Below are 25,596 nucleotides of genomic sequence, written 5' to 3'. Positions count from 1 at the left end.
TTGGGACATAACGTAGGTTGGGCCGGGCCTCGCTAGGCTACGCTTCACCAGCCCAACACTGGGCCTTTAATAAACGAATACGTCATTGATAGGCTGAGTGTTGGGCTGATAAGGCGTAGCCCAACCTACAACACATTATGGCCTGCCCCATCAAATCCTGACCGCCATGGTCTTCTCCACTCTCGCTCTGCCTCCCACCATGAGACTGGGTATCTGCCTCTGCTGTATCTCCAGTTCCACCTTGATCAGGCTGGGAGAGGCGGGTTCCATGAGTACGCCTTGTTCTATCTGGAAAGTGGGGCCGGGGATGTTGTACTGGGTATAGAGCAGGCAGGCCAGCGGCCCGGCGGCAGTGCCCGTTGCGGCTTCTTCACCTATGCCGTAGCGTGGGGCGAACATACGGGTGCTGGCGGCGTGGCTGCTGTCTTGTACGTCAAGCGTAAAGGGGTAAAAGCCGACCAGGTCCAGCTCTTCGCTGATGTTGCCGATTTCTTCATGGTCAGGCTGGATATTGGCCAGGCATTCGCGGCCTATGATGGGGATGGCGAGAAAGGCATTGCCGGTATTGACGATGGTGGGCAGACGGTCACGCAACAGGTCATGTTCGGTCAGGCCCATGCTTTGCAAGATACGCTCATACAGGCTGGCAAAGCCATCACTGTCGTCTGCAGAAATGCTTTGGTAGCGTGGCGTGCTTTGCTGCATGAAGGCGAGCTCACCCTTGATGAGGATGTCGCGGTTGCCATCTATGGTTTGCTTGCTGCACAGACCTTCGCTGACTTTGCCAAGTTCACGCAAAAGTGAAAACGTAGCGACTGTGGCGTGGCCGCAATGGGCAATCTGGCGGTTTGGGGTGAAAAATTCCAGCTTGTAGGTGGCGCAGTCTGAGCTGGAGACGAAGGCGGTTTCTGATAATCCTACGGCGCGGGCGATCTGTAATTTTTGCTGGGAGGTGTAAGTGTCGGCATTCAAGACCACACCAGCCGGGTTGCCGCCTTCGTTCTGTTGGGTAAATGCGTGAACGATATGCACTTCTACTGGCTCGCCCATGTCCATTCCTGAATTTGTTGGAATGGACATTATAGGAGTTTAATCCCCTGACTTGCCAGTTGGATTTCTAGAGGTATTACTTGGTATGCGCAGCAATGACGTCAGCAGTATTTTTGACAACGCAAAATTCATTGTGCAGGCTGGCGAGGTGAATGCGGTGGATTTCATCTGCTGGTATCAGTTCACCATTGACACCAGGGCGGTCAAAGGTGGCGCAGGCATCGGCCACCAGCTCTACGCTGAAGCCAAGGTTGCCCGCCATGCGGGTCGTGGTTGATACGCAGTGGTCTGTAGTCAAGCCGGCAATAACAAGCTGCTTGATGCCCTTGGCTTGCAACCATGCTTCGAGCTCAGTACCAATGAAGCCACTGTTCACTTTTTTGGTGAAGATGGCTTCACCTGGCAATGGGCGTGCGAGGGCTTTGAATTCAAAACCCTCTTGCCCGGCACGCAAAGGCGAATCTGGCTCTTGCGACTGGTGGCGTACATGGATCACAGGTAACTCTTGCTCACGCCAGTGTTGCAGCAGGGCAGCCATATATTGCTCGGCTGCCGGATTATTGCGCTGTCCCCACTTGGGATGATCAAAGCCTTGTTGTACGTCAATCAAGATCAGTGCAGTCTGTGCCATATTCGCCCCGGTGCTGCTTTTGTTGTTCATTCACCGCTCAAGCGAATGCCTGGCTCAATTTGCGTGTCAGTTTTTGCAGATAGCTGGTGCCTGCCATGGTTTTAACGTTGATCACGCTTGATACAGCGGACAATTCGATCACACTGGCTTGAGTTTCAGCTTCGATGACGACGAATTGATTGGCTGGTATGACCATGGATTCGCCAGTGCTGAGCCAGTAATCATCGACCTGACCAGCAACTGTCAACCAGACGCGGCCGCATGCTACTTCGATTTTACGGGCGTGTTCGGCTGTGCCAGACAATGTGCCACCGGCGGCGATCATGTATGATGGGTTTGCGAAATTATTTGTCATTTCCATGCTCCTGGTATTTTACTGCTAAAGTGGCAATGCATTTACTAAACAGAGAGGGAATCCACTTTGTTGCACTGCGATGAAAGCATTGTAGTCTTGCATTACAAGAAAATAAAACGAGTAATTTTTGAATGCCTTGCTAAAATAATTCACAGTAAAGCTGTAATAAGCTTATAACAAATTCACCCTCAGCTGACACCCCGTTTACCTACTATGGATTTTCGACGACTCCCCAATCTAGCTGCCCTGCGTGCCTTTGAAGCGGCGGCGCGCCATCAGAATTTTTCCAAGGCTGCGCAAGAAATCCATTTGACCCACGGGGCGATCAGCCATCAGGTAAGGGCATTGGAAGAAGAGCTGGGCGTGCCCCTGTTCATCCGCCATGGCAAACGCATCAGCATCACGCCTGATGGCGAGCAGTTTGCGGCGACCATCCGAAAAGCGCTGATGGACCTGGGTGATGCTGCTGATTTGCTCAAGAAGCGCAACAAGCAAAAGCGCCTCGGTATTACCTCGTTGCCATCATTTGCGGCGCGCTGGCTGTCACCACGCCTGGGGCGGTTTATCGAACATCATCCTGACCTGGAAGTCAGCCTGCAGTCGAGTAGCCACCTGGCTGATTACAATATGGAATCGATAGATGTGGGCATACGCTTTGGCCTTGGCAATTATCCCGGCATGATCAGTGAGTTATTGATGGGAGATTATTACTATCCTGTCGCCAGCCCGCATTTTCACGGCGGGCAGTTGCCACAAACACCAGCCGAACTGGCGCGCACGCAATTATTGCGCTGTGATGGCGAACCCTGGGAGCCGTGGTTTCGCGCAGCCGGTCTGAATAATGAGGAGCCGACTGGTGGCCTGGTATTCCAGGATTCATCGATGCTGGCACGTGCTGCGGTAGATGGCCAGGGTATAGCGTTGGGCAGGCATATTATTGTGCAGCCGGATATCAAGGCAGGCCTGCTGCAGCGCCTGTTTAATATCGATATCCCTTGTGAAGTTGCCTATTACCTGGTGTATCCGCCAGAGGCACTGGCCAAACCCCAGGTCAAGGCATTCAGGGAATGGCTGCTGGCAGAAGTCGCTGAAGAAAAAAAGCAAATGGACATGTCAGGGGCGCTGACATAAGGGTGTGCCTGACTGGCTGTGACCAGTCAGGCAAGATCGCTTACAGCACGAATTTCACCATAGGGTGAGAAGACAGCGCACGATACAGATTATCCAGTTGCTCGCGGCTGGTAGCCAACACCGTCACCGTCACCGAAATGTAGGCACCTTTACTGGATGGGCGCATTTCTACCTTGCCTGCATGAAAGGTAGGGTCAAACGAGGTCACGACTTCCACCATGGTCTGGGCGAAATCATCATGCATAGGTCCCATGACCTTGATGGGAAACTCACTAGGGTATTCAATCAGACTTTCTTCGGGGGGGATGGGTCTCATTTCCATAATGTTTCCAAATCTTAAAATAACTTAATGTCAGTATATGGGGTCTTGCTATTAAATTCCAATAGCATCGCTCGCTGCCCGCATGTCACCATGCCAGTTTTTGCTTCAGGCATGAAAGGCTGCAAGAGATGACAAAGGCACATGCAAAGATTCGGTTTGCGCCAGTTCTTCCAGCAAAAAATCCACCGTCGCCTTGACGCGCGGTGCAATCAGGGCGCGGTGTGGATATTGCAATACCATCTGCCGGTTGCCTGCCTCATGAAAAGTGCCCAGCACGATCTTGAGCTTGTTGTCGCGCAAATAACGCCATGAATGATGAACTGCCACCTGAGCAATGCCCAGACCCATGATAGCCGCCTGCACGGCAGATTCTGGAGCGGAAACTGTCAGGTCAGGCTCACGCGGGTAGGGGCGGTTTATTTCGCCTTGCCTGAGCTTCAGGTTCCAGGTCGTCATTTTGCCATTCAAAAAACGCACGGCGATTTGCTTGTGCTGGTCAAGATCACTGATCTGTTGCGGTACGCCGTGTTGTTTCAGGTAAGAGGGAGCAGCCGCCAGTATGGTATACAGAGGGCAGACTGCGCGCGAAATGATGCTGGAATCTTCTATCATGCCGCCGCGCAAGGCCAGATCATAACCATCACGCACCAGGTCTATGCGATGGTCATCAAAGTCTATCGCCAGCCGCAAGCCCGGGTGGCGTTGCTGTAGTTTGGGCAGCAAGGGCAGCAGATAATGCTGACCAAAGGCATTACCTGTGGATATCCTGACCTGGCCCACCACTTCAGCATGCTGGCGGCTGACGCTTTCTACTGCATGGTCAAGTGCATCGATCGCTGCGCGTGCGTTTTCCAGAAAAGTCTGGCCCTCGCTGGTCAATTGCAATGAGCGGGTGCTGCGGTTCATGAGCCGCACGCCCAGGGTTTGCTCCAGACCCGCCACATTCTTGCTGACGGCTGCTGCCGATATGTGCAGCGCCCTGGCCGCAGCCGCAAAACTGCCACGGTCTGCCGCCTGTATGAAAGACAGCATGGCGGGAATACGTTGAGAGGCATCGAGCTTCATATTCGTAACCTGAAGTTGTGAGTGAAAATAAGAATAGCTGGCTTATCAGCATTAATCAATGAGATCACAATCGCTCCTATCAACACACAGACAGGAGAAACAAAATGCAAACAGCTACAAAGACAGTCGCAGTTCTGGGTAATGGTATCGTCGGCGTTGCCATCGCCAAAGGCTTTGCCAGCCTCGGTTATGAAGTGATCTTTGGTACCCGCAACCCTGATAGCGATAAAAGCAAGGGGGCGCTGGCTGCAGTGCCAACGGCAAAGGCCAGCAGCTATGCAGATGCGGTCAAGGCTGCCGACCTGGTTTTCCTGGCTCTGCCATGGGATGGCTTATCTGAAAGCCTGGCACTGGCTGGTTCTGCCAACTTCGCTGGCAAAACCGTCATTGATGCTGTTAATCCGCTACTGGATTTTGCTACACGTTCACCCAGGCTGGCGGTAGGCTTCAGTGATTCTGCCGGTGAGCTGGTACAAAGACTGTTGCCGCAGGCGCGGGTGGTCAAGGCTTTTAATACCATGGTCTTTACGCATATGGTGCAGCCACAATTTTCAGATGGTCAGCCGGATATGTTTATTGCCGGGAATGATGCAGGAGCCAAGCAGGAGGTGGCAGCCATCCTGCGTGATTTTGGCTGGCGTGGTGCGATAGACATGGGTGACATTACTGCAGCGCGTTTGATTGAGCCGCTGGCGATGTTATGGATCAGTTATGCATTCCAGCGTCAGCATTGGACGCATGGGTTTAGTTTGTTGGGGCAGACGAAGGCGGAGTAGATTAGCTATCGTAGGTTGGGCTGCGATTTACCAGCCCAACACTGGGCTTTTAAATAACGTATACGTTTGCAGAGGCTGAGTGTTGGGCTGATGAAGCGTAGCCCAACCTACGCCCGTGCGAAGTTTACGGCATATAAATCAAGCCGCCTTGGCCGCCTGATAAGCCGCATATAACTGATGATAAACCGCGCCGGGTTTGCCATCGCCTATCACCGTATCATCGAGCTTCACCACCGCCAGCACTTCTTTGGTCGCAGATGATAGCATGACTTCATCTGCTGCAAACACTTCTTCGCGGGTAATGCGGCGGGCTTCGAGCTTGATATTGTTGGTGGCGCACAGTTCTTCTATGAGACCGTAGCGTATGCCTTCGAGTATCAGGTTGTCTTTCGGTGGGCCCATGAGGATGCCGTCTTTGACTATCCATACATTCGAGGCCGATGCTTCGGTCAGGTAACCGTCGCGGAATTGTATGCTTTCGGCAGCATCGTTTTCGGCAGCGTTTTGGGCTGCAAGCACATTACCCAGCAGCGAGATGGATTTGATCTCGCAACGCAGCCAGCGCTTGTCTTCCATAGCCACACAGGCAACACCGTTTTCACGCGCAGCCGCAGTCGGCAAGACGATGGGGTTGGTCATGATAAAGACGGTGGGCGTGACTTCATCCTTGGGGAAGGCATGGGCACGCTTGGCAACGCCACGGGTGACTTGCAGATAAACCATCTGGTCGTCTGCGTCATGTGCTGCCATGACCTTGGCGATCAGGGCCAGCCACTCCTCCTTGCTATGCGGATTGCTGATGCCTATGGCTGCCAGACTGCGGAACAGGCGGGCCAGATGCTGGTCGGCACGGAACATCTTGCGACCATACACAGGGATGACTTCATAGATACCATCACCAAAGATAAAGCCACGGTCAAGTACCGGGATTTTGGCTTCGGACAGGGGCGTCATTTCGCCGTTGAGATAGACCAGGGCTTCGTTCATGATAGGCAGGGCAGACAAAAAAAGTGAGAGACTTATTCTTACATGGAAAGCCGTTTTCGCTTATGCAAATACGGCATACAGCCATAGCCAGGGTTTATGTGCGGACATCAGCCCTGGTCAAGCTGCTCAATAATTACTTGAACATCAGGCGTATTGAATCCCAGGCACGGCCAAAGATGCTGGCCTGGTTGACTTGTTCAAGTGCAATCACCGGTACTTCGGCAACGGCTTTGCCATCGAGCATGACTTTCATGACGCCGACCTTGCTGTTCAAGGCAATCGGTGCGACCAGCGGGTCTTTGCGTTCCAGTGCAGGCTTCAGTTTGGCGGCAGAGCCTTTGGGCAATGTGATATACAGCTCGCGGTCAAAACCTATCTTGACCTGAGGTTGCGTGCCTTTCCAGACTTCTGGCGTGGCAATCGCCTGGCCTTTGTCATACAACTTCAGGGTTTCAAAGTTCAGGTAGCCCCAGTTCAGCAATTTCAAACTTTCTTGCGCACGTACTGAGTCACTTTCGGTGCCGATAACGACCGAGATCAGGCGGCGCTGGCCCGTACCATTCGGACGGTTGGCCGACGAGATCAGGCTATAGCCACCACCAGTAGTATGGCCGGTTTTCATGCCATCGACCGTAGGGTCGAGCATCAGCAGGCGGTTGCGGTTAGGCTGGGTGATCTTGTTATAGGTATAGCTCTTGGTGGAGTAATAGGTCTTGTAGAACTCAGGGTGATCAATGATCAGTCGCGCCGCCAGGTTGGACAAATCCTGTGCGGTTGAGTAATTGTCCTTGCTGGGCAAACCATGTGGGTTGGCAAAGCGGGTGGCCTTCAGGCCCATGCGCTCAGCTTCACGGTTCATTTGCACGACAAAGGCTTCTTCACTACCGGCTACGGCTTCTGCCAGGGCAACGGCGGCATCATTGCCAGATTGTACGATCAGGCCATACAGCAATTCATTGATGGTGACTGGCTTGTTCGGTTCAATAAACATCTTTGAACTGCTGCCATCGACTTTCCAGGCGCGGGTAGAAACATTGATGCTCTGGTTCAGATCCAGCTTCTTGTCCTTGAGCGCAGAAAACACCAGATAGGCCGTCATGATCTTGGTCAGCGAGGCTGGCTCTACGCTCATGGTGGGTTCTTGTGCGGCGATGACCTGGTTGCTGGTGGCATCAAGCAAGAGCCAGGCTTTGGAAGCAATGGTAGGTGAAGGCAGGGTTTGCGCGACTGCGGCTGTCATGGTCAGCAGCGAGACGGCAATTGAGGCGAGGAATTTTTTCATTGATGAACTAGTAAAACAAAGGGTGACAAAAAACGAATAGTAGTGGGCTCGCCAGATGCATGGTCAGCTGTTGTCTGCATGGAATCTGGCGGTGACATCATCAGGCTTTATCCCACATGCTGATGATATGTTGTTTGATATGGTGCAGGCGACGATGGAAGAAATGGTCTGCACCAGGTATGACGGTGACTGGTATGTCTTGCGGGCGCAGCCAGTCCAGCACGGCAGAAAGGGGGATGGTTTCATCGAGCTCACCATGCACGAGGATAGTATTTGACGGTATCGCGGGCATATCCCATTTGCCTGCTGCTGCACCAACCAGTGCCAAGCGTTCTGCCGGCTTGCCATTCTCTTGCAAACGTTGTTGCAGGCGGGCCTGTACAAAGGTACCAAATGAGAAGCCCGCCAACGCCAGGGGCAAATCCGGGAAACGTGCACGCATGCTGTTGAGCAAGATTTCCATATCGTCAGTTTCACCTATCCCGGCATCATATACACCCTGGGACTGATCGACCCCGCGAAAGTTCATGCGTACTGCGACATAACCCAGTGCGGTAAAGGCACGCGCCAGGGTTTGCGCTACCTTGTTGTCCATGGTGCCGCCATATAGCGGATGCGGGTGGGCTACCAGTGCCAGGCCTATCGGGGCGGCATGTGTTTCAGGATCAGGCAAGTCCAGCGCGCATTGCAAATTGCCTGCCGCGCCCTGGAGAGAGAAGTGTTCAGTCTGGGCATTCATGATAATTAAACCCTCAGACTTTCAAACGTTCGACGACACCGCCGCCTATCAGGTCAACATCAATGATTTCATCAATATCGGATTGATCGACAAAGGTATACCAGGTGCCTTGTGGGTAAACCACGAGGACCGGGCCTTCTTCGCAACGGTCGAGACAACCTGCTTTATTGATGCGGATTTTTCCCTGGCCACTCATGTTCAGTTGTTTGACGCGGCGTTTTGCATGTTCCTGGGCGGCTTGCGCACCACGTTCTGCACAGCAAGGGCGGCCATCTTCGCGTTGATTCAGGCAAAAAAAGACGTGCTTTTGAAAATAAAGTTCTTCAGACATAAGATATCCAGCCTGCGGTTGATACCGCCACCGGGTGATGGCGCTTGTTGCCCGCTATGATACTGCAATTGTGCAGTCAGGTGACTTTTACCGCCGGGCGCGGCTTGCGTAATAGCGCCCAGATTGCCAGAAACGGCCAGAACAAAGACAGGAATTGCGCCGCGCCATTGAAGTTCAAAAACTTGCCCTGTACCCAGGTTTGCATCGTCGCCGCAAAGTAGGGATTGTCCGAAACCAGGTTGATGACGATCAGCGATATCGTCAGCATCAGCAAGGCAAGGCGCTTTTGTACATGGGCCGGGGCAAAAGAAAAACCGTACAGCATAATGATGCTGATCAGCAAACCACCACGCGCACCAGGGGTCAGCCAGGCAAATGCATATTCAGGTTTGAACAGCAGGGCGCTGGCCAGTGCCTTGATCGTCAATGCCGCACCCAGTAGCAAGACTGACAAAATGGTTTTAGGTGCATGGCGGTTCAGCAGACTCAGGCAAATCAGCAGGGCACCGGTGCAACTGCAAGCGGTGATAATGGTTTCTGATAACAGGTACTCCTCTGCACTGAGCTCAAAGCCCTGCAGCAGGAAGGCACTGATATCAATATCCATGTCCATCAGCTCACTCAGGGTTTGCGAAATCACGGGCAAGACCTGGCCCAGGCCAAACAGATAGGCCTGGGGATAAATCTGTGCCATGGTCCACAAGCCCAGTACCAGGATTTCGCGGCTGGATTCCTTATATGTCCATTGCTTGCGCAATAATTGCAGGCGGCCTTTTTCCAGTATCAGTGGCGTCAGCAGGGCACCCAGTATCGCGCCCAGCATGGCACCTGAGCTATTCGTCAAAAAATCCAGTAAGGAAGTCACCCGGCTGGGCAAGAAGTTTTGCACTATTTCTGCCGTAGCCGATAACAGTGCACCGGCCAGTGTTGCCAGCAAGGCAGCCCACCAGCGTCTGACCAGAGGGTAAAGTGCAAATACGATGAGCATGCCAAAAGGGATATAACCCACCACATTGATAGCGGCGTCGAAGCCACCCCAGTAACGTGGCCATTGCTTGATCAGTTCAGGTAGCGCTGCCCAGCTATTGGTTTGCCAGCCGGTAAACGGATACCAGCTCGCATAGATGATCAGAAACAGATAGGCAACCAGGCTCACCCTGGCAAACGGCGAACTGCGCAAGCTTTGCAGTTGTTCGCTGGCTGGAGGACTGATGGGCTCACCAGTTGGTGTATCTGGTAGTGCCTGACTGTGATCTGGCTGCATGCGCTTGGTTTCAGGGAGCAATAGGCTTGTGTTGTCAGCTTATTTTAAAGGCAGGCCCACGATCCAGGCCTGGATGTCGTTGATGCTGGCATCGGCAGCTTCGCGCATCGCCCTCGCGCCACCAGGTGCATCGGCGGTCGTTGCTGCAACTTTTTGCTGAAAGCTTTTCTGCGCAATCAGCTTGTGTCCCTTGATGACAGATGCGCGCAGGCTGATTTGGGCGTCGCTTTGGTTAGCTGTGGTGAATATCTGGGAAAATTCATCAAGCTCCAGGCGCAATACCGGCAGGTTGGCGGCGCCATCGGTATTTGCCAATACATCGGCACCTTGCGCCACCAGACCGGCTTTCAGTCTTTGTGCCAGCAGTTGCGCGGGCGGCATGCTCCAGCGGTGCAGGGAATAGGCCTTGAGTTGCTGCACATTGTCATATTGCAGTCTGTATAACATGGCATTGCTGTCCAGCGCTGGTGCTATGTTGATTTCCGCAATACTGATCTGAAATTTCGCAGGACTGGGTTGTGTGGGTGCAACCACAACAAGCGGGCCAAAATCATATTGCTGGGACTGTTGTACTACCGGTTTACTGCTACATGCAGATAGCAAAGTCAGCAAGGACAGGGCAAATAGTGAAAATGCGGTCGCGCCAGTGTTGCCGAATTTACTGAAGTGGCGAAAAAATGCAGGATAGCTCATACGGATTCCTTTACTTGGGAGCGACAAAGCCAGGCTCGCCCGGGCCAGGTGCAGGGGCGGGATTGCCAAACAAAAGGCTTTGCGGCCTTTCCTTGAGTGAATCTGACAGGCGGCCAAAAGAGCGCAGGCTGGATTTTGCATCACCTGCCACGCTTTGTACCTTGGGCAGGGTGTCCAGGATCAGGCTGTTGCCTACATTGTCCATGACCAGATTGAATTTTGCCAAAGGGCCATCTTCTGCCTGCAGGCTGGTGGTCAGTTGATTCAGGTTGTTGCTGAGCTTGCCGACATTGCCAGACAGGGTGCGTACTTCAACCATGGTCATTTTGGCCTGGTCTGCCAGCTCCGGCAGGCGCGCCAGAGTGGGTTCAAATTTGGCTGGCAACTCTTTCCATGCAGTAGCGGCCTGGCCCATGTTCTCTACCGCAGTCATCAGCGATTTTTGATTGGCCGGATCGAGCATGGTATTGAGCCTGCGCGTCAGTTCTTCTGCCTGGGCCAAGATGGCCTGGCCGCGTTTTTCGAGGTTTTGCATCATGCCCGGGCGCATGGGTATGCGTGGCACCACGTCAGGCTTATGGTTGGCTACCAGTAACTGTTTGGATGTGCCTTCATCATCCAGTTGCACGAAAGCGATGCCGGTAACGCCCTGATAGCCCAAGGTTGCATAGGTGGAGCTGGTGACAGGCGCATCCGGGATGATTTCCAGGCGCAGGATGATTTGCCCCGGATTATTGTCATCAAAATCAATATCAGTGACATTGCCGACCTTGATGCCCTTGTAGCGCACTGCTGCCTGCAGGTTCAGCCCGGACACTGCCGATGATGTGACCACGTCGTAAGGTATGCGCTTGATTTTGTCGCGTCCCAGCCAGATAGCCAATACGGTTGTGAGTGTCAGCAGGGCAATGGTAAAAAAGCCTGCCATGAGCGCATGAGATCTGTTTTCCATCGCTTATATCTCCTGATGCGTTTGGGGTGGTAGTGCTTCCATGGCGCGCTCGCCGCGCCCGCCAAGGAAGAAACTGCGTATGAATGGATGTTGGTAAGCCACGACTTCTCTCGGTGTGCCTATGGTAACGACATGTTTTTCTGCCAGCACGGCAATCCGGCTGGAGAGAGCAAACAGGCTGTCCAGGTCATGTGTCACCATGATCACGGTCAGGTGCAATTGCTGGTGCAGCGATAAGATCAGTTCAACAAAGCTGTCTGAGCGGTCGGGGTCCAGCCCCGCTGTTGGCTCATCAAGGAATAACAACTCCGGGTCCAATGCCAGTGCACGCGCCAGCGCAATGCGTTTGATCATGCCGCCTGACAAATCGGCGGGCATCTTGCGCGCATGTTCAAAGGCAATATCAACCATGTGCAGCTTCAGATAAACCAGATCATTGATCAGGTCTTCCGGCAGCGTACCCAGTTCACGCATGGGTTGGGCGACATTGTCGAATACGCTCAGGGCAGAATACAGGGCGCCATGCTGGAACAGCATGCCGGAACGCTTGCGCAAATAATTGAGATGCCGCGCCTGCGGATCATGCAAGTCTTCACCAAATACCTTGATGCTGCCACGCGCCGGTGTTTCCAGCCCCAGCATCTGCCGCATCAGCACCGTCTTGCCCGAACCTGAGCCGCCGACAATGGAAAGAATTTCGCCACGTTTGACATTCAGTTCCAGCCCGTCATGCACTACGGCGCGGCCAAACTGGGTGCGCAGATCGCGGATTTCTATGATGTTTTCGCTCGTCATCAGTAACCTGCCTTGCTGAAGATAATGGCGAATATGGCATCGGCGATGATGACTACCGTGATAGCAACCACCACGGAACTGGTGGTGCCGCGCCCCAGGCTCTCGGTATTTGGTTCTATGCGCAAGCCATAGTGGCAAGCGATCAGCGCGATCAGTATGCCGAAGGTGATGCCTTTGGACAGACCTATCCAGAAATTCAGCAACGGCACGACCTCTGGTAATTTATAGATGAAAAATTCTGGTGACATGCCCAGCAAAGCCTGGGCCGAGATCATGCCGCCCGTCAATGCCATGATATCTGTCCAGATCACCAGCAGGGGCATGGCAATGGCCAGCGCCAGTACCTTGGGCATGATCAGGCGAAATCCCTGCGGTATGCCCATGACGCGCATGGCATCCAGTTCTTCCGTCACCCGCATGACACCGAGTTGCGCCGTAATGGCAGAGCCCGAACGTCCAGCCACCAGGATCGCCGCCAGCATGGGCCCCAGTTCACGGATGATACTCATGCCCAGGATATTGACGATATACAGGTCACCACCAAAGGTGCGCAATTGCTGGGCCGACAGATACGACAACACCACGCCTATCAGTATGCCGACCAGGGCTGTAATGCCGAGTGCCTGCGTACCTGTGTGATAGATGTTGGCCGACAATTCTTTCCATGGTGCTTTGATGGGGTGGCGGACAAAGCGCAGCAAATCCAGCATGAGCTGGCCTAGCAGGGCAGTGAAGCTGTATAAATGCTGGAACAGGCCCAGCACTTTTGTGCCGAGCTGCATGATGCGCGTCAGCCTTTGTTTGGGCGGGCGCGGTACCAGGATTTTGCTGACTTCTTCCAGTCTGGCAAACAAGCCTTCATGGGCTGGCAGGATATTGACGTGTTCCGGTCTTTGCTTGCCCCAGGCCCGCCATAACATTTGCGCACCGATGTGATCGAGCGAGCTGATCTGACTTAAATCCCAGCGTACCCCAGGCTGACGGGCAGCCTGGCTTAACTGGGTACTGATCTCGTGCATGGTGGCAGGTGGTGACAGGGCATGCACCAGCCAGGCACCTGCGACGATGGCAGTGGGCTGTTGCTGATGACTGATTTGCAGGGTGGGCGCGATCTCAAGAGGCATATTTTTGCAAGTGTAAGTGAGAAAGTACATTTGCTGCAATGAATGCCCCCTGGCAATCAGCTCGTATCAGTTTTTTATACCAATAGTTTATTTTTCTTGTACCAAAGGGGTTTTTTTATCCATGACTTCGCGGCAATCACCTTTCAGAGTGGCATTGTCATAATCGGTCCAGCCATAACTATCGACATAACGGGTATGTGGCTTGAGTTGCTTGCTGAGTATGCTCCACTCCAGTTTTTCATCCGGGTAGCGAATATTCGCCATGTCCAGCAGGCTGTGAAAAATGTTTTCTGTCGATAGCCTGGCTTTCTGGTGCAAACGCAACTGCACTACCTTGTCAGGGAAGTGTTCCTGATACGCATCCGAATACCACATCAATGCTGGCACATGGAATTCATAATCAGTATTGTGACCATGAAAAGCCAGGTTGCAACTACCGTCATACAAGGTCTGCCCATGATCAGATATATATACTAGCGACGTTATCTGCGAGCTGGTTTTCAACTTCTGTATGACTTCTGACAGCATCCAGTCTGTATACAAGATGGAGTTGTCATAGCTGTTATTCAAGGCCTGCTTGTTTTTCAGGTCGGTATAAGCGGGATTGACAACCCCGTATAGCGACGGTTTCCAGTTATCAAAAGACTTTGGATGGCGATGGCTGTAATTCCAGTGATTGCCCAGAGTATGCAAGACGATGAGTTTTTTCGGTGCGGCATCTCGCATGGCATTTGCCATCGGTTCCAGCAAGACCTGGTCAAGATTGGAGCTATTGGTAAAGCCACCGAGGTTTAAAAACTGGGTGACATCAGCTTCCTTCGCGAACACCGAGGTGGGCGTATCAAACTGACCAAAGCTCATTTGATTGGATAACCAGTAAGTCTTGAAGCCGGCCTCCTTGAAAGCCGTCAAAAATGATTTTTCAGAAAATCCTGCCTTCAGGCTTTGTGCCGCCGGTTTGCGCGAGACGATGATGGGCACCGACAAACGGGTGGCAGAGACAGCAGTGACCACATCGCTGAAGCTGACCAGATTGCTCTCTTGTTTGAGCAGGGGATTGGTGTCACGTTCATAGCCATTCAGGCTCCAGCGGTCAAAGCGTGAGGATTCGCCTATCACCATGATGATGGTTTGCGGCGTTGCGGGATTGCCATCCAGATGTGCCTGGAAGCGGAAAGCCCGGCTTTTCTCTGACAGTTTGGCCAGGTAATCACGCTCTACCCAAAAATCATTGCCGCGCAAGACCAGGCCAAATGGCCAGCTGCGTATATAAATTTCTTCGTCATAGGGGATTTTGGCCCATTGCGGTAGCGGTGGCAGGTTCTGTTTAAGACTGGCATGCCAGCGTGCCAGTGTGCCTGCATCAGCGGCTGGAGCAGAGGACGCTGATGCAGAAGCTGAAGCGCTGGCTTCCTCCTCTTCATCTTCGTCTTTTTCTTCATCTTCTGTTGAGGCTGAGCTTGATGCTGCGTTTGAGCTTGAAGTTGCCCCTGAAGTTGGTGCCGCACTGGAGCTGGCCTTGCTGGTACTGGCAGATGGTGCAGCTTTGGCAACGCCTATCTGTTCGCCATAAGTCCAGGTGGCGATGCCGATGATAAACAGCAGTAATACTGCCCAGCGTGAGCGGTGTGTCCAGTCCAGGTGACTATGGGTTTTTGCAACGCGTAGCAGGCTCCACCACCAGGCCGTTACTGCAATCACCAGTAATAACAGCAGCCAGACTTTGTTGCCGAGGAACTCCATCGCTTCTTTAGGGCTGGTTTCCACCATGATACCCAGGTGATGAGTAGAGATACCTTGTCCAAAATATAAGCGCAGGTAAACTTCGACAGGTACGGCAAAGAAGGCAGGCAGCAACAGGTAATGAAACCAGCGTGGCCTTTGCAGCAAAGCCCAAAACCCCAGCCATGACACCAGCTCCATTGCCAGCAGATGCCAGGTTTTTTCCACGGGCTGGCCTTGCAGCAGCGGGAAAAACGGCAGACTGGAAATCAGCAGGTAACTGAGTAATAAATACAGCGAGGCTGGGCGAAACAGGGCGGGCATTGTGTTTTTGTACTTGCAACAGGGTTGGCCGCAGTCTGAGGCAAACCGGGATATCAATGCTGAGGCCCTGGTCTTGCGTGACGCGGCAGTTTAAGGGCGTAAATAGTAAATGATTTACTTTGGATTGGCGTCATATTGACGTCACATTCACCCGGTGAACGTCAGATTTAAGCATATTTTGCCTTTCAATCACATCCTGCAAGTCATTCAGCCCTTCCCCTTGTCCGGTAAACCTTGATTTCCTGCTGAAATTTTCTACCCTGAAAGGCTGCTCGCACATCCCCAAAATGAGCTAAGCGCTTGAATTGTAGAAATAAAAAGCGTTGACATGCTTGCGCAAGGCAGCATAAAATTGCGAGTTCTCGATTTTGGGTTTGCATTTGCTATTGTTGTTTTGCCCGGTTTTATCAGGCTGACAATGCTTAAAAAGCAGGCAAAAGCAGGCGGCTGAGTCGGGTTGGTCTGAGGATTCAGGCTGAAAAATGATTTTAAGTTCCCGGGCAACCGTTTCCGGGTTTGTGTTTAACGTTGTATTTTGTTGGATTAAAAACGATGCCAACCATCAATCAACTGATTCGCCAACCACGTGTTTCTGCACGTGTGAAAAGCAAATCGCCGGCGCTGGAAAACAGCCCGCAAAAACGTGGCGTTTGCACCCGCGTTTATACGACAACTCCAAAAAAGCCTAACTCGGCTTTGCGTAAAGTTGCCAAAGTTCGCCTGACTAATGGTTTCGAAGTTATTTCGTACATTGGCGGTGAAGGCCATAACTTGCAAGAACATAGCGTAGTTTTGCTGCGCGGTGGTCGTGTAAAGGATTTGCCAGGTGTTCGTTACCATATGGTTCGCGGTGCTTTGGATACTCAAGGCGTTAAAGACCGTAAGCAAGCTCGCTCCAAATATGGTGCTAAGCGTGCTAAGGCAGTTAAGAAGTAATTATCTCGTAATTTAATCTCCGTAAACTATTACGGATCAGTGTCGGTTTGGAAATAAGCCGAGTAAGTGACCGGTTATGATGGCCTGTCGCGAGCGTGGAGCAAAATGTTGCTTTGTGCTCAACTGAAGATTGAAAGGAATTGAAATGCCACGTCGTCGTGAGGTCCCGAAACGGGACGTACTGCCGGATCCAAAATTCGGTAATGTAGAAGTAGCAAAATTTGTAAACGTTTTGATGTTGTCCGGCAAGAAGTCTGTTGCTGAAGGCATCATCTACGGCGCATTCGATCACATCCAACAAAAATCTGGTAAAGATCCTTTGGAAGTGTTTGCGCTGGCAATCAGCAACGCCAAGCCACTGGTTGAGGTTAAATCCCGCCGTGTTGGTGGCGCGAACTACCAGGTGCCTGTAGAAGTGCGCCCAGTTCGTCGTCTGGCTTTGTCTATGCGTTGGTTGCGTGAAGCCGCTAACAAGCGTAGCGAAAAATCCATGCCACAACGTTTGGGTGGTGAATTGCTGGAAGCCGCAGAAGGCCGCGGCGGCGCAATGAAGAAACGTGATGAAGTCCATCGTATGGCTGAAGCCAACAAGGCCTTCTCTCACTTCCGTTTCTAAGAGTAAGAGTAAGGAGCTGTTGTATGTCTTTAGTGCAACGGCTCTGGCAAGTATTTTGAATCAGGCCGGGCGCGATTTTTGTAAAAAAATGCGCTCGGTTTTGTCCATTAAAAGATTTAGGATTAGCTATGGCCCGTAAGACCCCCATTGAGCGCTACCGCAATATCGGTATTTCCGCTCACATTGATGCCGGTAAAACAACAACGACAGAACGCGTACTGTTTTACACAGGTGTAAACCACAAAATTGGTGAAGTGCATGATGGCGCGGCTACCATGGACTGGATGGAGCAAGAGCAGGAACGTGGTATTACCATTACTTCCGCTGCGACCACATGCTTCTGGAAGGGCATGGCGAACAACTTCCCAGAACATCACATCAACATCATCGATACACCAGGCCACGTTGACTTCACTATTGAAGTTGAGCGTTCCATGCGTGTTCTGGATGGCGCCTGCATGGTTTACTGTGCAGTAGGTGGCGTTCAGCCTCAGTCTGAAACCGTATGGCGTCAGGCTAACAAGTACAAAGTCCCACGTTTGGCATTCGTCAACAAGATGGACCGTACTGGCGCGAACTTCTTCAAAGTGTACGATCAAATGCGTGCACGTTTGAAAGCCAACCCAGTTCCTCTGCAAGTACCTATCGGTGCTGAAGACCTGTTTGAAGGCGTTATCGATCTGGTCAAGATGAAGGCAATCATTTGGGATGCAGCATCTCAAGGTATGAAATTTGAATACCGTGATATTCCTGAAAACCTGTTGGCTGACGCACAAAAATGGCGCGAAAACATGGTTGAAGCAGCTGCTGAAGCCAGTGAAGAGCTGATGAACAAATACCTTGAAGAAGGCGATTTGACTGAAGAAGAAATCAAAGCTGCTTTGCGTCAACGTACTATCGCTTCTGAAATCGTTCCTATGATGTGCGGTACTGCATTTAAGAACAAAGGCGTTCAGGCGATGTTGGATGCGGTTGTTGAATACCTGCCATCCCCATTGGACATTCCACCAGTTCCTGGTGTGAACGAAGATGACGAGCCAGTTGTCCGTAAAGCTGAAGATACAGAGAAATTCTCTGCTCTGGCATTCAAAATCGCAACTGATCCATTCGTTGGTCAATTGTGCTTTATCCGTTGCTACTCCGGTACTTTGAATTCTGGCGACAGCGTTTACAACTCTGTTAAAGAGAAAAAAGAACGTATCGGCCGTCTGGTTCAAATGCACGCGAACCAACGTGAAGAAATCAAAGAAATGATGGCGGGTGATATTGCTGCCGTGGTTGGTCTGAAAGACACAACAACTGGTGATACGCTGTGTGACGAAAAAGCAATCGTTGTTCTGGAACGCATGATATTCCCAGAGCCAGTTATTTCTCAGGCTGTAGAACCAAAAACTAAAGCCGACCAGGAAAAAATGGGTCTGGCATTGAACCGTCTGGCCGCTGAAGATCCATCTTTCCGCGTACGTACTGACGAAGAATCTGGTCAAACAATTATCGCCGGTATGGGCGAGTTGCATCTGGATATTATCGTTGACCGTATGAAGCGTGAATTCAACGTTGAAGCGACAGTGGGTAAACCACAAGTTGCTTACCGCGAAACTATCCGCAAAACTTGCGAAGAAATCGAAGGTAAATTCGTTAAGCAATCCGGTGGTCGTGGTCAGTACGGTCACGTTGTTCTGAAGATCGAACCGCAAGAACCAGGTAAAGGCTTTGAATTCGTTGACGCGATCAAAGGCGGTACAGTTCCACGCGAATACATCCCTGCAGTTGAAAAAGGTGTTCGCGAAACACTGACTTCCGGTGTATTGGCTGGCTACCCAGTTGTTGACGTTAAAGTCACATTGTTCTTCGGTTCCTACCATGACGTTGACTCCAACGAAAACGCCTTCCGTATGGCGGGTTCGATGGCGTTCAAAGATGGCTGCCGTAAAGCAAGCCCAGTTATCCTGGAACCAATGATGGCTGTTGAAGTAGAAACACCTGAAGACTACGCTGGTACAGTCATGGGTGATCTGTCTTCACGTCGTGGTATGGTTCAAGGTATGGACGAAATCGCTGGCGGCGGTGGCAAGATCATCAAAGCTGAAGTGCCTTTGTCTGAGATGTTTGGTTATTCCACATCCCTGCGTTCTGCTACACAAGGTCGTGCAACGTATTCCATGGAATTCAAGCACTACTCTGAAGCACCTAAGAACGTGATTGACGCTATCGTCACATCCAAAGCTAAGTAATAAAGAATCAAAGGCCTGCCCCATGCCGGGGTAGGTTTTCTATTGTTGATAAATCGTTCTTTTTGAAGGAAGAATAAAATGGCAAAAGGTAAGTTCGAGCGCACCAAGCCGCACGTCAACGTCGGTACAATTGGTCACGTTGATCACGGTAAAACCACACTGACAGCAGCGATTGCAACAGTCCTGTCGAAAAAATTCGGCGGCGAAGCTAAAGCATACGACCAGATCGATGCAGCACCAGAAGAAAAAGCGCGCGGTATTACTATCAATACAGCCCACGTTGAGTACGAAACAGCTGGTCGTCACTACGCCCACGTTGACTGCCCAGGCCATGCTGATTATGTTAAAAACATGATTACTGGCGCGGCTCAAATGGACGGCGCCATCCTGGTTTGCTCCGCAGCAGACGGCCCAATGCCACAAACTCGCGAACACATCCTGTTGGCCCGCCAAGTTGGCGTTCCATACATCATCGTATTCCTGAACAAATGCGACATGGTTGATGACGCTGAGTTGCTGGAACTGGTTGAAATGGAAGTTCGTGAATTGCTGTCCAAATACGAATTCCCAGGCGACGACCTGCCTATCATTCAAGGTTCCGCTAAACTGGCCCTCGAAGGCGACAAAGGTCCTCTGGGTGAAGAAGCCATCATGAAGCTGGCTGATGCTCTGGATACCTACATCCCAACACCAGAACGTGCTGTTGACGGCGCCTTCCTGTTGCCAGTAGAAGACGTATTCTCCATCTCCGGTCGCGGTACAGTTGTTACTGGCCGTATCGAACGCGGTATCGTCAAAGTTGGCGAAGAGATCGAAATCGTCGGTATCAAAGACACAGTCAAAACAACATGTACTGGCGTTGAAATGTTCCGCAAACTGCTTGACCAAGGTCAAGCTGGTGATAACGTCGGCGTATTGCTGCGTGGTACAAAACGTGAAGATATCCAACGTGGTCAAGTGTTGGCAAAACCAGGCTCCATCAAGCCACATGCGCACTTCACAGGCGAGATCTATGTTCTGTCCAAAGATGAAGGTGGCCGTCATACACCATTCTTCAACAACTACCGTCCACAGTTCTACTTCCGTACAACGGACGTAACTGGTTCGATCGAGTTGCCGAAAGACAAAGAAATGGTCATGCCAGGTGATAACGTTTCTATCACTGTTAAGTTGATCAACCCGATCGCGATGGAAGAAGGCTTGCGCTTCGCTATCCGTGAAGGTGGCCGTACAGTCGGTGCTGGCGTCGTTGCTAAAATCATCGAGTAATATCTGCCGTAATTTGTAGTATACTAGTTGGCTGTCGTATTGAATTTAATGCGGCAGCCAATTTAGTTTTCGCTCTTTATTAAATATGCCGGCGGCTCTGCCGTACCTGGCTCGCTCTTTATAGGAATGAACATGTCCACACAAAATCAAAAAATCCGTATCCGTCTGAAGGCTTTCGATTACAAACTGATCGATCAGTCCGCTCTGGAAATCGTAGAAACAGCCAAGCGCACTGGCGCAGTTGTTAAAGGCCCGGTTCCTTTGCCTACACGTATCCAGCGTTTCGACGTACTGCGTTCCCCACACGTGAACAAAACTTCCCGTGATCAATTCGAAATCCGTACTCACCAGCGTTTGATGGACATCGTTGACCCAACTGACAAAACAGTTGACGCGTTGATGAAGCTCGATCTGCCAGCTGGCGTTGACGTAGAAATCAAATTGCAATAATTCTTATTGATTTGAAAATACTGATGCAAATTAGTGTTTTCAGAAAAATACTGAAAATTCGACATACCACAATTTTTCGAAAATTCAAATAAATTAGTCTTGTAAATAAAAAATTTGCGGGCTATAATCGAAGGCTTAGATGTAGGTCAGCTCCGGCTGGCCTATTCGTTTAAGTTTTTTAAACATCAGCCTCACCCAATCGTAGGTGAGAATGGAGAAAACAATGAGCTTGGGCCTAGTTGGTCGCAAGGTTGGTATGATGCGCATCTTTACAGATGATGGGGATTCGATTCCTGTTACTGTTTTGGACGTATCCAACAACCGCGTGACGCAAGTCAAAACTCCTGAAACAGACGGTTACTCCGCTGTTCAGGTAACTTTCGGTCAGCGCCGTGCATCCCGCGTAACAAAAGCGGCTGCCGGTCACCTCGCAAAAGCAGGTGTTGAAGCTGGTACTGTATTAAAAGAATTCCGTATTGATGCTGCTAAAGCTGCTGAACTGAAAGCAGGCGATGTTGTGCCTGTTGGTATGTTCGAAGCTGGTCAAAAAGTAGACGTGCAAGGCGTAACGATTGGTAAAGGCTATGCCGGTACGATCAAACGTCACCATTTCTCTTCTGGTCGTGCAACTCACGGTAACTCCCGTTCGCATAATGTACCTGGTTCTATCGGTATGGCGCAGGATCCAGGTCGTGTATTCCCTGGTAAGCGCATGACTGGTCATCTGGGTGATGCAACTCGCACTGTGCAAAATCTGGAAATCGCTCGCGTAGATGCAGAGCGTCAGTTGTTGCTGGTGAAGGGTGCCGTGCCGGGTGCAAAAAATGGTCAGGTGATTGTATCTCCTGCTGTTAAAGTTAAAGCCAAGAAGGGAGCCTAATCCATGGAACTGAAGCTCCTAAACGAACAAGGTCAAGCAGCGTCGAACGTAGCCGCTCCTGATACTATCTTTGGTCGTGACTACAATGAAGCCTTGATCCATCAAGTCGTCGTTGCATTCCAAGCCAATGCTCGTAGCGGTAATCGCAAACAAAAAGATCGTGAAGAAGTCCATCACACAACCAAGAAGCCTTGGCGTCAAAAAGGTACTGGTCGTGCACGTGCTGGTATGTCTTCTTCTCCATTGTGGCGTGGCGGTGGTCGTATATTCCCGAACTCGCCTGATGAGAATTTCTCTCACAAAGTTAACAAAAAGATGTATCGCGCAGGTATCTGCTCGATTCTGTCTCAGTTGGCTCGTGAAGGTCGTTTGAATGTGGTTGACGATGTGACTGTTGACGCACCTAAGACAAAACTGTTGTCCGAAAAACTGAAAGCAATGGGTTGCCTGGATTCCGTCCTGATCATTACTGACGAATTCAATGAAAACCTGATGTTGGCAGCGCGTAACCTGGCAAACGTATTGGTTGTTGAGCCACGTTATGCTGATCCAGTTTCTTTGGTGTTCTACAAGAAAGTGTTGATCACTAAGCCAGCACTGGCAAAGATTGAGGAGATGCTGGCATGAGCGCACAAGTCAAAATTAGCGAAGAACGCCTGATGAAGGTGTTGCTGGCTCCTGTTATTTCTGAAAAAGCAACTATGGTTGCTGAAAAGAATGAGCAAGTGGTTTTCCTGGTTATGCCAGATGCAACCAAGCCAGAAATCAAAGCTGCCGTCGAATTGCTGTTCAAAGTACAAGTTGAATCTGTACAAGTGGCAAATCGTCAAGGTAAACAAAAACGTACCGGTAAATTTAATGGCCGCCGCAATCATACAAGACGCGCTTTTGTATGCTTGAAGCCAGGTCAGGAAATTAACTTCACTGAGGGGGCATAAGCATGGCACTCGTTAAGATGAAGCCAACCTCACCAGGTCGTCGTGGTATGGTGAAGGTAGTGACAGAAGGCCTGTACAAAGGTCGTCCGTTCGCTGCTTTGTTGGAAAAGAAATCAAAAACTGCTGGCCGTAATAACAACGGTCACATCACTACCCGTCATATCGGTGGTGGTCATAAGCAGCATTATCGTCTGGTTGACTTCAAGCGCACCAAAGATGGTATCCCTGCAAAAGTAGAACGTATTGAATACGATCCTAACCGTACAGCACACATTGCTTTGTTGTGCTACGCGGATGGTGAACGTGCTTACATCATTGCCCCTAAAGGTATGGCTGCTGGTGATCAGGTCATGAACGGCTCTCAAGCGCCGATCAAATCTGGTAACTGCTTGCCTATCCGTAATATCCCGGTCGGTACAACTATGCATTGCGTAGAAATGCTGCCAGGTAAAGGTGCTCAGATTGCACGTACAGCTGGTGCTGGCGTTGTCCTGATGGCACGTGAAGGTACTTACGCTCAAGTTCGTCTGCGCTCCGGTGAAGTTCGTCGTATTCATATCGAATGCCGCGCGACTATCGGTGAAGTAGGCAACGGTGAGCATAACCTGCGCAAAATCGGTAAAGCTGGTGCAATGCGTTGGCGTGGTGTTCGTCCTACCGTTCGCGGTGTGGTCATGAACCCGGTCGATCACCCGCACGGTGGTGGTGAAGGTAAAACTGCAGCCGGCCGTCACCCAGTATCACCATGGGGTCAGCAAACCAAGGGTAAGAAGACTCGTCGCAACAAGCGCACTACTTCGATGATCGTCTCACGCCGTGGCAAGAAATAAGGGATAAAACATGACACGTTCATTGAAAAAAGGGCCGTTTTGCGACGCCCACCTGGTGAAGAAAGTCGAAACCGCGCAAGCGACTAAAGACAAAAAGCCAATCAAGACTTGGTCCCGTCGTTCGACAATTATGCCGGACTTCATCGGTTTGACCATTGCGGTTCATAACGGTAAGCAACACGTACCAGTTTATGTTTCCGAAAACATGGTTGGTCACAAGCTCGGCGAATTCGCGCTGACCCGTACGTTCAAGGGTCACGCTGCCGATAAAAAGGCTAAGAGATAAGGACCGATGATGGAAACTAAAGCAAATTTGCGCGGTGTGCGTCTGTCTGAGCAAAAAGGTCGCCTGGTGGCTGACCTGATTCGCGGTAAAAAAGTAGATCAGGCATTGAATATCCTGGCATTCAGCCCTAAAAAAGGTGCTGCGATCATCAAGAAAGTGTTGGAGTCTGCAATTGCAAACGCCGAACACAATGATGGCGCAGATATCGATGAGCTGAAAGTAAAGACTATCTATGTCGAAAAAGGTGCGATTCTGAAGCGCTTCACAGCACGCGCTAAGGGTCGTGGTGATCGTATCTCTAAACAATCCTGTCACATTTATGTGACCGTTGGTAACTAAGGAGTCACGATGGGACAGAAGATACATCCAACCGGTTTTCGTTTGGCAGTAACACGTAACTGGTCTTCTCGTTGGTATGCTGGCAATGGTAACTTTGCCTCCATGCTCATCGAGGATCTGAAGGTACGTGAATACCTGAAGAAGAAACTGAAAAACGCGTCTGTAGGCCGCATCGTTATTGAGCGTCCTGCTAAAAACGCACGCATCACGATATACAGCTCCCGTCCAGGCGTTGTGATCGGTAAAAAAGGCGAAGATATTGAAGTATTGAAAGCTGAATTGTCGAAATTGATGGGCGTGCCAGTTCACGTCAACATCGAAGAAATTCGCAAGCCAGAAATCGATGCTCAACTGATCGCTGATTCTATCGCTCAGCAACTGGAAAAACGCATCATGTTCCGCCGCGCGATGAAACGTGCGATGCAAAATGCAATGCGTTTGGGCGCTCAAGGTATCAAGATCATGTCTGGTGGTCGTTTGAACGGTATCGAGATCGCACGTAAAGAATGGTATCGCGAAGGCCGCGTGCCTCTGCATACTCTGCGTGCTGACATCGACTACGGCTTTGGCGAAGCATCCACAACTTACGGCATCATTGGCGTAAAAGTATGGGTCTACAAAGGCGATCGTTTGGCAAATGGCGATGCGCCTGTTATCGAATCGACACCGGAAGACGACAAAAAACGTCGCGGTCCACGTCGTGATGATGGCAAGCCAAATAGCCGTCCACGCGCCAAGCGTCCAGAAGGACAAACACCGACGACCGGCGCAGCAGCCCCGTCAGCCAAGCGCGTACGCGCAAAAGCTGACGCTGCAGCACCGGCTGAGAAAGCAGGAGAATAATCATGCTGCAACCAGCACGCAGAAAATATCGTAAGGAACAGAAAGGCCGTAACAAGGGTATCTCGCATACTCGTGGTACAGCAGTTTCCTTCGGTGAGTTTGGCTTGAAGGCAGTTGGTCGTGGTCGTATCACAGCGCGTCAGATTGAAGCAGCGCGTCGTGCAATGACTCGTCACATTAAACGCGGTGGCCGTATCTGGATCCGCATTTTCCCGGACAAGCCAATTTCCCAGAAACCAGCGGAAGTCCGTATGGGTAATGGTAAAGGTAATCCAGAGTACTACGTTGCCGAGATTCAACCAGGCAAAATGTTGTACGAAATGGATGGTGTCGATGAGACGCTGGCACGCGAAGCGTTCCGCTTGGCTGCAGCTAAATTGCCGCTGTTGACAACGTTCGTCGTCCGTCAAGTCGGCCAATAATAGGAGTTGT

General features: G+C 51.1%; 29 protein-coding genes and 1 pseudogene. 15 read left to right on the top strand and 15 right to left on the bottom strand.

The features are described 5' to 3' along the window. Positions 1-150: 150 nt before the first annotated feature. The 3 genes from ACO0LI_RS07640 to ACO0LI_RS07630 form a co-directional block, all read right to left on the bottom strand. Positions 151-1,050 (bottom strand): PhzF family phenazine biosynthesis protein, encoded by a 900-nt coding sequence (locus tag ACO0LI_RS07640; RefSeq protein ID WP_423032004.1) that lies wholly within the window; start codon positions 1,048-1,050, stop codon positions 151-153. Between the two features lie 76 nt (positions 1,051-1,126). Further along, complete coding sequence (locus ACO0LI_RS07635) at positions 1,127-1,711, bottom strand: cysteine hydrolase family protein (protein WP_423032002.1); 585 nt, start codon at positions 1,709-1,711, stop codon at positions 1,127-1,129. 7 nt (positions 1,712-1,718) lie between these two features. Continuing rightward, a complete protein-coding gene (locus ACO0LI_RS07630; protein WP_423032000.1) occupies positions 1,719-2,036 on the bottom strand; it encodes a DUF2917 domain-containing protein in 318 nt (105 codons plus the stop codon). A 213-nt stretch (positions 2,037-2,249) separates the two neighbouring features. On the opposite strand from ACO0LI_RS07630, the gene gcvA reads away from it, so the two are divergent. After that, on the top strand, positions 2,250-3,167 hold the full coding sequence (gene gcvA / locus ACO0LI_RS07625; RefSeq protein ID WP_423031998.1) for a transcriptional regulator GcvA: 918 nt from the start codon (positions 2,250-2,252) through the stop codon (positions 3,165-3,167). 40 nt (positions 3,168-3,207) lie between these two features. Here gcvA and ACO0LI_RS07620 read toward each other — a convergent pair whose 3' ends face one another. Next, entirely contained in the window at positions 3,208-3,489 is a 282-nt protein-coding gene (locus ACO0LI_RS07620) for a DUF493 family protein (RefSeq protein ID WP_422948942.1), read from the bottom strand. 105 nt (positions 3,490-3,594) lie between these two features. Then, positions 3,595-4,554, bottom strand: coding sequence for a LysR family transcriptional regulator (locus ACO0LI_RS07615; RefSeq protein ID WP_423031996.1), 960 nt, complete (start codon positions 4,552-4,554; stop codon positions 3,595-3,597). Positions 4,555-4,649: 95 nt separating this feature from the next. On the opposite strand from ACO0LI_RS07615, the pseudogene ACO0LI_RS07610 reads away from it, so the two are divergent. Beyond that, positions 4,650-5,330 (top strand): annotated as a pseudogene (locus ACO0LI_RS07610) (NADPH-dependent F420 reductase); the annotation flags it as partial. Between the two features lie 138 nt (positions 5,331-5,468). Here the strand turns inward: ACO0LI_RS07610 and ACO0LI_RS07605 are convergent. From ACO0LI_RS07605 to ACO0LI_RS07560, 10 genes are all read right to left on the bottom strand, one after another. Beyond that, positions 5,469-6,317 carry a D-amino acid aminotransferase gene (locus ACO0LI_RS07605; RefSeq protein ID WP_423031994.1) on the bottom strand — a complete coding sequence of 283 codons (849 nt, stop codon included), beginning with the start codon at positions 6,315-6,317 and terminating at the stop codon, positions 5,469-5,471. A gap of 133 nt (positions 6,318-6,450) precedes the next feature. Further along, positions 6,451-7,599, bottom strand: a complete 1,149-nt coding sequence (locus ACO0LI_RS07600; protein WP_422948939.1) for a D-alanyl-D-alanine carboxypeptidase family protein — start codon at positions 7,597-7,599, stop codon at positions 6,451-6,453. A gap of 100 nt (positions 7,600-7,699) precedes the next feature. Beyond that, positions 7,700-8,338: an alpha/beta hydrolase gene (locus ACO0LI_RS07595; protein ID WP_423031992.1), complete on the bottom strand. Its 639-nt coding sequence runs from the start codon at positions 8,336-8,338 to the stop codon at positions 7,700-7,702. 13 nt (positions 8,339-8,351) lie between these two features. Beyond that, positions 8,352-8,669 (bottom strand): (2Fe-2S) ferredoxin domain-containing protein, encoded by a 318-nt coding sequence (locus ACO0LI_RS07590; protein WP_423031990.1) that lies wholly within the window; start codon positions 8,667-8,669, stop codon positions 8,352-8,354. A 76-nt stretch (positions 8,670-8,745) separates the two neighbouring features. Beyond that, on the bottom strand, positions 8,746-9,933 hold the full coding sequence (locus ACO0LI_RS07585) for a VanZ family protein (RefSeq protein WP_423031988.1): 1,188 nt from the start codon (positions 9,931-9,933) through the stop codon (positions 8,746-8,748). Between the two features lie 39 nt (positions 9,934-9,972). Continuing rightward, positions 9,973-10,626, bottom strand: coding sequence for an ABC-type transport auxiliary lipoprotein family protein (locus ACO0LI_RS07580; RefSeq protein ID WP_423031986.1), 654 nt, complete (start codon positions 10,624-10,626; stop codon positions 9,973-9,975). A 10-nt stretch (positions 10,627-10,636) separates the two neighbouring features. Further along, a complete protein-coding gene (locus ACO0LI_RS07575; protein ID WP_422948934.1) occupies positions 10,637-11,578 on the bottom strand; it encodes an MlaD family protein in 942 nt (313 codons plus the stop codon). 3 nt (positions 11,579-11,581) lie between these two features. Continuing rightward, positions 11,582-12,373 carry an ABC transporter ATP-binding protein gene (locus ACO0LI_RS07570; RefSeq protein WP_423031984.1) on the bottom strand — a complete coding sequence of 264 codons (792 nt, stop codon included), beginning with the start codon at positions 12,371-12,373 and terminating at the stop codon, positions 11,582-11,584. Beyond that, entirely contained in the window at positions 12,373-13,497 is a 1,125-nt protein-coding gene (locus tag ACO0LI_RS07565) for an MlaE family ABC transporter permease (RefSeq protein ID WP_423031982.1), read from the bottom strand. The genes ACO0LI_RS07570 and ACO0LI_RS07565 overlap by 1 nt, the downstream gene beginning before the upstream one ends. An 87-nt stretch (positions 13,498-13,584) precedes the next feature. Beyond that, positions 13,585-15,543: a phosphoethanolamine transferase gene (locus tag ACO0LI_RS07560; RefSeq protein ID WP_423031980.1), complete on the bottom strand. Its 1,959-nt coding sequence runs from the start codon at positions 15,541-15,543 to the stop codon at positions 13,585-13,587. 552 nt (positions 15,544-16,095) lie between these two features. On the opposite strand from ACO0LI_RS07560, the gene rpsL reads away from it, so the two are divergent. The 13 genes from rpsL (at position 16,096) to rplP (ending at position 25,586) form a co-directional block, all read left to right on the top strand. After that, on the top strand, positions 16,096-16,479 hold the full coding sequence (gene rpsL, locus ACO0LI_RS07555; RefSeq protein ID WP_110258019.1) for a 30S ribosomal protein S12: 384 nt from the start codon (positions 16,096-16,098) through the stop codon (positions 16,477-16,479). Positions 16,480-16,624: 145 nt separating this feature from the next. After that, on the top strand, positions 16,625-17,095 hold the full coding sequence (rpsG, locus tag ACO0LI_RS07550; protein ID WP_186957171.1) for a 30S ribosomal protein S7: 471 nt from the start codon (positions 16,625-16,627) through the stop codon (positions 17,093-17,095). Between the two features lie 128 nt (positions 17,096-17,223). After that, a complete protein-coding gene (gene fusA / locus ACO0LI_RS07545) occupies positions 17,224-19,329 on the top strand; it encodes an elongation factor G (protein ID WP_422637204.1) in 2,106 nt (701 codons plus the stop codon). A 78-nt stretch (positions 19,330-19,407) separates the two neighbouring features. Beyond that, positions 19,408-20,598 carry an elongation factor Tu gene (tuf, locus tag ACO0LI_RS07540; protein ID WP_422948930.1) on the top strand — a complete coding sequence of 397 codons (1,191 nt, stop codon included), beginning with the start codon at positions 19,408-19,410 and terminating at the stop codon, positions 20,596-20,598. Positions 20,599-20,730: 132 nt separating this feature from the next. After that, the gene (rpsJ, locus tag ACO0LI_RS07535; RefSeq protein ID WP_110255911.1) at positions 20,731-21,048 is read left to right on the top strand and encodes a 30S ribosomal protein S10; all 318 of its coding nucleotides are present in this window, start codon (positions 20,731-20,733) and stop codon (positions 21,046-21,048) included. 223 nt (positions 21,049-21,271) lie between these two features. After that, entirely contained in the window at positions 21,272-21,928 is a 657-nt protein-coding gene (gene rplC, locus ACO0LI_RS07530; RefSeq protein ID WP_110255912.1) for a 50S ribosomal protein L3, read from the top strand. A 3-nt stretch (positions 21,929-21,931) separates the two neighbouring features. Further along, positions 21,932-22,555 (top strand): 50S ribosomal protein L4, encoded by a 624-nt coding sequence (gene rplD / locus ACO0LI_RS07525; RefSeq protein WP_422948929.1) that lies wholly within the window; start codon positions 21,932-21,934, stop codon positions 22,553-22,555. Beyond that, a complete protein-coding gene (rplW, locus tag ACO0LI_RS07520; RefSeq protein WP_110255914.1) occupies positions 22,552-22,866 on the top strand; it encodes a 50S ribosomal protein L23 in 315 nt (104 codons plus the stop codon). The genes rplD and rplW overlap by 4 nt, the downstream gene beginning before the upstream one ends. Positions 22,867-22,868: 2 nt before the next feature. After that, positions 22,869-23,696: a 50S ribosomal protein L2 gene (rplB, locus tag ACO0LI_RS07515; RefSeq protein WP_110255915.1), complete on the top strand. Its 828-nt coding sequence runs from the start codon at positions 22,869-22,871 to the stop codon at positions 23,694-23,696. A 10-nt stretch (positions 23,697-23,706) separates the two neighbouring features. Beyond that, entirely contained in the window at positions 23,707-23,982 is a 276-nt protein-coding gene (gene rpsS, locus ACO0LI_RS07510) for a 30S ribosomal protein S19 (RefSeq protein ID WP_110255916.1), read from the top strand. Positions 23,983-23,988: 6 nt separating this feature from the next. After that, positions 23,989-24,321 (top strand): 50S ribosomal protein L22, encoded by a 333-nt coding sequence (gene rplV / locus ACO0LI_RS07505; protein WP_174244915.1) that lies wholly within the window; start codon positions 23,989-23,991, stop codon positions 24,319-24,321. Between the two features lie 9 nt (positions 24,322-24,330). Then, complete coding sequence (rpsC, locus tag ACO0LI_RS07500) at positions 24,331-25,164, top strand: 30S ribosomal protein S3 (protein WP_423031978.1); 834 nt, start codon at positions 24,331-24,333, stop codon at positions 25,162-25,164. 2 nt (positions 25,165-25,166) lie between these two features. Next, positions 25,167-25,586: a 50S ribosomal protein L16 gene (gene rplP / locus ACO0LI_RS07495; protein WP_110255918.1), complete on the top strand. Its 420-nt coding sequence runs from the start codon at positions 25,167-25,169 to the stop codon at positions 25,584-25,586. The last annotated feature ends 10 nt before the right edge of the window (positions 25,587-25,596 follow it).

This window comes from Undibacterium sp. Tian12W (assembly GCF_049339405.1).
GTDB lineage: Bacteria > Pseudomonadota > Gammaproteobacteria > Burkholderiales > Burkholderiaceae_D > Undibacterium.
This window is presented reverse-complemented; position numbering and strand designations above follow the sequence as displayed.

What these genes read in the sequence shown, in the direction of transcription:
- ACO0LI_RS07565 (WP_423031982.1), bottom strand. Translation starts at nt 13,497, where the DNA reads ATGCCTCTTGAGATCGCGCCCACCCTGCAAATCAGTCATCAGCAACAG.
- ACO0LI_RS07590 (WP_423031990.1), bottom strand. Translation starts at nt 8,669, where the DNA reads ATGTCTGAAGAACTTTATTTTCAAAAGCACGTCTTTTTTTGCCTGAAT.
- ACO0LI_RS07595 (WP_423031992.1), bottom strand. Translation starts at nt 8,338, where the DNA reads ATGAATGCCCAGACTGAACACTTCTCTCTCCAGGGCGCGGCAGGCAAT.
- rpsC (WP_423031978.1), top strand. Translation starts at nt 24,331, where the DNA reads ATGGGACAGAAGATACATCCAACCGGTTTTCGTTTGGCAGTAACACGT.
- ACO0LI_RS07615 (WP_423031996.1), bottom strand. Translation starts at nt 4,554, where the DNA reads ATGAAGCTCGATGCCTCTCAACGTATTCCCGCCATGCTGTCTTTCATA.
- rpsJ (WP_110255911.1), top strand. Translation starts at nt 20,731, where the DNA reads ATGTCCACACAAAATCAAAAAATCCGTATCCGTCTGAAGGCTTTCGAT.
- ACO0LI_RS07570 (WP_423031984.1), bottom strand. Translation starts at nt 12,373, where the DNA reads ATGACGAGCGAAAACATCATAGAAATCCGCGATCTGCGCACCCAGTTT.
- rplW (WP_110255914.1), top strand. Translation starts at nt 22,552, where the DNA reads ATGAGCGCACAAGTCAAAATTAGCGAAGAACGCCTGATGAAGGTGTTG.
- rpsL (WP_110258019.1), top strand. Translation starts at nt 16,096, where the DNA reads ATGCCAACCATCAATCAACTGATTCGCCAACCACGTGTTTCTGCACGT.
- rplD (WP_422948929.1), top strand. Translation starts at nt 21,932, where the DNA reads ATGGAACTGAAGCTCCTAAACGAACAAGGTCAAGCAGCGTCGAACGTA.
- tuf (WP_422948930.1), top strand. Translation starts at nt 19,408, where the DNA reads ATGGCAAAAGGTAAGTTCGAGCGCACCAAGCCGCACGTCAACGTCGGT.
- ACO0LI_RS07580 (WP_423031986.1), bottom strand. Translation starts at nt 10,626, where the DNA reads ATGAGCTATCCTGCATTTTTTCGCCACTTCAGTAAATTCGGCAACACT.
- rplV (WP_174244915.1), top strand. Translation starts at nt 23,989, where the DNA reads ATGATGGAAACTAAAGCAAATTTGCGCGGTGTGCGTCTGTCTGAGCAA.
- ACO0LI_RS07560 (WP_423031980.1), bottom strand. Translation starts at nt 15,543, where the DNA reads ATGCCCGCCCTGTTTCGCCCAGCCTCGCTGTATTTATTACTCAGTTAC.
- rplC (WP_110255912.1), top strand. Translation starts at nt 21,272, where the DNA reads ATGAGCTTGGGCCTAGTTGGTCGCAAGGTTGGTATGATGCGCATCTTT.
- rpsG (WP_186957171.1), top strand. Translation starts at nt 16,625, where the DNA reads ATGCCACGTCGTCGTGAGGTCCCGAAACGGGACGTACTGCCGGATCCA.
- ACO0LI_RS07630 (WP_423032000.1), bottom strand. Translation starts at nt 2,036, where the DNA reads ATGACAAATAATTTCGCAAACCCATCATACATGATCGCCGCCGGTGGC.
- ACO0LI_RS07575 (WP_422948934.1), bottom strand. Translation starts at nt 11,578, where the DNA reads ATGGAAAACAGATCTCATGCGCTCATGGCAGGCTTTTTTACCATTGCC.
- rplB (WP_110255915.1), top strand. Translation starts at nt 22,869, where the DNA reads ATGGCACTCGTTAAGATGAAGCCAACCTCACCAGGTCGTCGTGGTATG.
- ACO0LI_RS07605 (WP_423031994.1), bottom strand. Translation starts at nt 6,317, where the DNA reads ATGAACGAAGCCCTGGTCTATCTCAACGGCGAAATGACGCCCCTGTCC.
- ACO0LI_RS07585 (WP_423031988.1), bottom strand. Translation starts at nt 9,933, where the DNA reads ATGCAGCCAGATCACAGTCAGGCACTACCAGATACACCAACTGGTGAG.
- fusA (WP_422637204.1), top strand. Translation starts at nt 17,224, where the DNA reads ATGGCCCGTAAGACCCCCATTGAGCGCTACCGCAATATCGGTATTTCC.
- rplP (WP_110255918.1), top strand. Translation starts at nt 25,167, where the DNA reads ATGCTGCAACCAGCACGCAGAAAATATCGTAAGGAACAGAAAGGCCGT.
- ACO0LI_RS07635 (WP_423032002.1), bottom strand. Translation starts at nt 1,711, where the DNA reads ATGAACAACAAAAGCAGCACCGGGGCGAATATGGCACAGACTGCACTG.
- rpsS (WP_110255916.1), top strand. Translation starts at nt 23,707, where the DNA reads ATGACACGTTCATTGAAAAAAGGGCCGTTTTGCGACGCCCACCTGGTG.
- ACO0LI_RS07620 (WP_422948942.1), bottom strand. Translation starts at nt 3,489, where the DNA reads ATGGAAATGAGACCCATCCCCCCCGAAGAAAGTCTGATTGAATACCCT.
- ACO0LI_RS07600 (WP_422948939.1), bottom strand. Translation starts at nt 7,599, where the DNA reads ATGAAAAAATTCCTCGCCTCAATTGCCGTCTCGCTGCTGACCATGACA.
- ACO0LI_RS07640 (WP_423032004.1), bottom strand. Translation starts at nt 1,050, where the DNA reads ATGGGCGAGCCAGTAGAAGTGCATATCGTTCACGCATTTACCCAACAG.
- gcvA (WP_423031998.1), top strand. Translation starts at nt 2,250, where the DNA reads ATGGATTTTCGACGACTCCCCAATCTAGCTGCCCTGCGTGCCTTTGAA.